The sequence below is a fragment of the Bradyrhizobium sp. genome, from assembly GCF_016462955.1.
Lineage (GTDB): Bacteria > Pseudomonadota > Alphaproteobacteria > Rhizobiales > Xanthobacteraceae > Bradyrhizobium.
This window is the reverse complement of the sequence record NZ_JAEMSD010000538.1, coordinates 1-3735: the sequence shown is the minus strand read 5'-3', so window position 1 is coordinate 3735 and position 3735 is coordinate 1. Positions and strand designations below refer to the sequence as shown.

Below are 3735 nucleotides of genomic sequence, written 5' to 3'. Positions count from 1 at the left end.
AAGCTGCAAAGCCGCCGCCTGCGCGGGAAGCAGCGGCTGCGCCGGCTGAAGCGCCGCGAGAGACGGCGACGGACCCGCTCAAGGAAGCTGCCAAAGCCGAGCCCGCCAAAGCCGAGCCGATCAAGGCTGCGCCTGCCGAACCGCAGCCTGCGCCGCAGCCTGCGATTGCGAGCGTCGATGCCCGCCGCGACAGCGACGGCTTGCGCGTGACGTTCCCGCTTCAGGTCGCAACGCCGGCGGCGGCGTTCCGCCGCGGCGACACGGTGTGGCTGGTGTTCGATACGCCGAAGCCCATCGATGTCGAGGCGATCCGCACGCGGGGCGGCGCGATGATCGGCGAGGTCGGCCGCGTCCCGCTCGACAAGGGGCAGGCGGTGCGTATCCGTCTCACCCGTCCGCTGGTCTACTCGCTGACGAGCGAGGAGGTCGGCAAGGAAACCAACTGGATGCTGACGCTCGCCGACAAGATCCAGTCCACGCCGCTTCCGCTGATGATGTCGCGCAACATCACCGATCCTGCGCTGGCCAATATCGCAATTCCCTTCGCCAATCCAGGCCTCCTGCACAAGCTCATCGATCCCGATGCCGGCGACACGCTCTTCGTCGTCACCGCCCAGCGGCCCGTGCGCGGCTTCATCAAGCGGCAGGACCTCGTCGATCTCTCGCTGCTGGAATCCGCGCACGGCATCGCGATCCGGCCGAACTCCGACGAGGTCGGCGTCGAGGTCGGCCTGGACAAGGTGATCCTCGGCAAGAAGGGCGGACTGACGCTGTCGCCGGTCGACATCTCGGCCGAGCGGGCGCCGACCGCGGTCCGCCCGGTCTTCAGCCCCGAAGGCTGGCGCAAGGGCCAGTCGGAGAACTTCATGGCGCGGCAGAGCGAACTGATGACGGCGATTTCGGCCGTCGAGCCGGCGCTGCGCTCGCTGCCGCGGCTCGATCTCGCGCAGTTCTACATGTCGCGCGCCATGTATCACGAAGCCAAGGCCGTGACCGACGTGATGCTGGGCGATCCTCTCAACAAGGAGGAGAGCGGTGCGCTGATCATGCATGCGATCGCGAGCATCCTGATCGGCCGGCCCGCGCAGGGCCTGAAGGATCTTGCCAATCCCGTGATCGGCAACAGCCACGATTCCCAGCTCTGGAAGGCGCTTGCCTATGCGCGCCAGGGCAAATGGGCGGACGCGCGCGAGAAGTTCAAGAACGTCGAATTCGCCATCGCCTCGCTGCCCCTCGACATCCAGCGCATCGTGACGATGGAGGCGATGCGCGCCTCGCTCGAGGTGAAGGACTATGCCGGCGCCTCCAAACGCCGCAGCGAGCTGGAGGTGGTCGGTGTCCCGCCCGAGGCTGCGCCCGGCTTCGCCGTGCTGCGCGGCCGGCTCGCCGAGGCGCTCGGCCACGACAAGGATGCGCTCGACGACTACAAGCTCGCCGCCGCCTCGAACGACCGCCAGGCTGCGGCCGAGGCCAAGCAACTCGAGATCGCGCTGCGGCAGAGGCGCGACGAGATCGGCAAGGACGAGGCGCTGCGCGAACTCGAGACGCTGTCGATGACCTGGCGCGGCGACGCGATCGAGGTCAAGACGCTCCAGATGCTGTCGCGGATGTATGCCGAGGCCGGACGCTACCGGGACGCGCTCACCGCGGCGCGCACGGCGACGCGGCTGCAGCCCAACGCCGAAGCCTCGCGTCAGGCGCAGGATCTCGCCTCCGAGCTGTTCACGCAGCTCTTCCTCGGGCCGAAGGGTGACGAGCTGCCGCCGGTGGAGGCGCTCGGGATGTTCTACGAGTTCCGCGAGCTGACGCCGATCGGCCGGCGTGGCGACGAGTTGATCCGTCGGCTCGCCGACCGTCTCGCCTCGATCGATCTGCTCGACCAGGCCGCCGAGCTCTTGCAATACCAGGTCGATCATCGTCTCGAAGGCGCGGCGCGCGCCCAGGTGGCCGCGCGCCTTGCCATGATCTATCTCGCCAATCGCAGGCCCGACATGGCGATCACCGCGCTGCGCGCGAGCCGCATCAGCGATCTCTCGGGCGAACTCCGGCAGCAGCGCCTGCTGCTGGAGGGGCGCGCGCAGAGCGACGTCGGCCGTCACGATCTCGCACTCGACATCGTCTCGAACGTGTCCGGGCGCGAGGTGCTCCGTCTCCGCTCCGACATCTTCTGGGCGGCGCGGCGCTGGCGCGAGTCCGCCGAGCAGATCGAGCTCTATTACGGCGAGCGCTTCCGCGACTTCAAGCCACTCAATGCGGTCGAGAAGAGCGATATCATCCGCGCCGCCGTCGGCTACGCGCTCGCCGACGATTCCATCGGCCTATCGCGCTTCCGCGAGAAATACGCGCCGCTGATGAGCGAGAGCGCCGACCGCCTCGCCTTCGACATCGCCAGCAAGCCGGCTGCAGCCTCCAGCGCCGAATTCGCGGAGATCGCCAAGCTCGCCGCCAGCGTCGATACGCTCGACGGCTTCCTGCGCGAGATGAAGCAGCGCTTCCCCGACGCCACCGCCCGTGCCCCCGGCGCGCCGCAGGCCAAGGACGACAGCGACCACACCGGCTCGCTGCCCACGATTCCGGTGGTGCGGCAGATCAAGATGACGCGGTAGAGAACGGTACCGCCCCATCCGCCGTCATTGCGAGCGGAGCGAAGCAATCCGGCATCTCTCATCGGCGGCAGTCAGGGATTGCTTCATCGCGAAGAGCTCCTCGCAATTGACGAGGAGGGAGCGGGGGCTGTCGCTGAGAGCGGAAAGGACGCGGTCGCGAACGAAGCCTCATCCCCCGTAACTCTGCACCAAACTCCCAGCCACCAACGACCAGCCGTCGACCAGCACGAAGAAGATCAGCTTGAATGGCAGCGAGATCGTCGCCGGCGGCAGCATCATCATGCCCATCGACATCAGCACCGAGGCGACGACGAGGTCGATGATGAGGAAGGGCAGAAACAACAGGAAGCCGATCTCGAAGGCGCGCTTCAGTTCCGAGATCATGAAGGCGGGGACGAGAATGCGGAGGGCGAGATCGTCGGGCGTGGCCGGCGGCGGTTCGCCGGAGAGATCCAGGAACAGCTTGAGGTCCTTCTCACGCACGTTCTTCTGCATGAAGCCGCGCAGGGGCACGGAGGCGCGCTGGAACGCATCCTCGACGCCGATCTGGTTGGCGACGAGCGGGCGGATGCCCTCGTCGTAGGATTTCTGCAGGACCGGCCCCATCACGAAGAAGGTGAGGAACATCGCGAGCGCGATGATCACCGAATTCGGCGGGGCGGTCGCGGTGCCCATCGCTGTGCGCAGCAGCGACAGCACCACCACGATGCGCGTGAACGACGTCATCATGATCAGGATCGACGGCGCAATGGACAGCACCGTGAGCAGCGCGATCAGCTGGATCGCGCGCTCGGTGACGCCGCCGCCACCGGCGCCGCCGCCGAGATTGATGCTGATGTCCTGGGCATGCGCCGGCATCGCGAGCGAAGCCGCGCCGACCAGGACAGAAAGGAAAAGAACTCTACGCGGGAGGGCCGGCAACCTCACGAAGACGGCTTCGGACGGCCGAGCAGGGAGGCCATCTCGTCTTCGAGATTTTCGAAACTGGTCTTTTCCGCGGCCGGCTTTGCAGGCGGGACAGACGCCGCATGTCAGCGCGCCATACATCACGACCTTCTGGCCCGGCCTAAAGCGCGTGACGCCTTCGCCGACGCTTGCGATTTCGCCGGACGCCTCCGCGCCGACGACG

General features: G+C 67.2%; 2 protein-coding genes and 1 pseudogene. 1 reads left to right on the top strand and 2 read right to left on the bottom strand.

Going from position 1 to position 3735, the window contains the following annotated elements:
- The coding region (locus JHD07_RS33765; RefSeq protein WP_291630034.1) for a tetratricopeptide repeat protein at positions 1-2606 on the top strand (2606 nt) is incomplete at its 5' end.
- Between the two features lie 168 nt (positions 2607-2774).
- Here the strand turns inward: JHD07_RS33765 and fliP are convergent.
- Both fliP and JHD07_RS33755 read right to left on the bottom strand, forming a co-directional pair.
- A complete protein-coding gene (gene fliP / locus JHD07_RS33760; RefSeq protein ID WP_291630036.1) occupies positions 2775-3533 on the bottom strand; it encodes a flagellar type III secretion system pore protein FliP in 759 nt (252 codons plus the stop codon).
- A 129-nt stretch (positions 3534-3662) separates the two neighbouring features.
- Positions 3663-3707, bottom strand: a pseudogene (locus JHD07_RS33755) (hypothetical protein); the annotation flags it as partial.
- Positions 3708-3735: the final 28 nt, after the last annotated feature.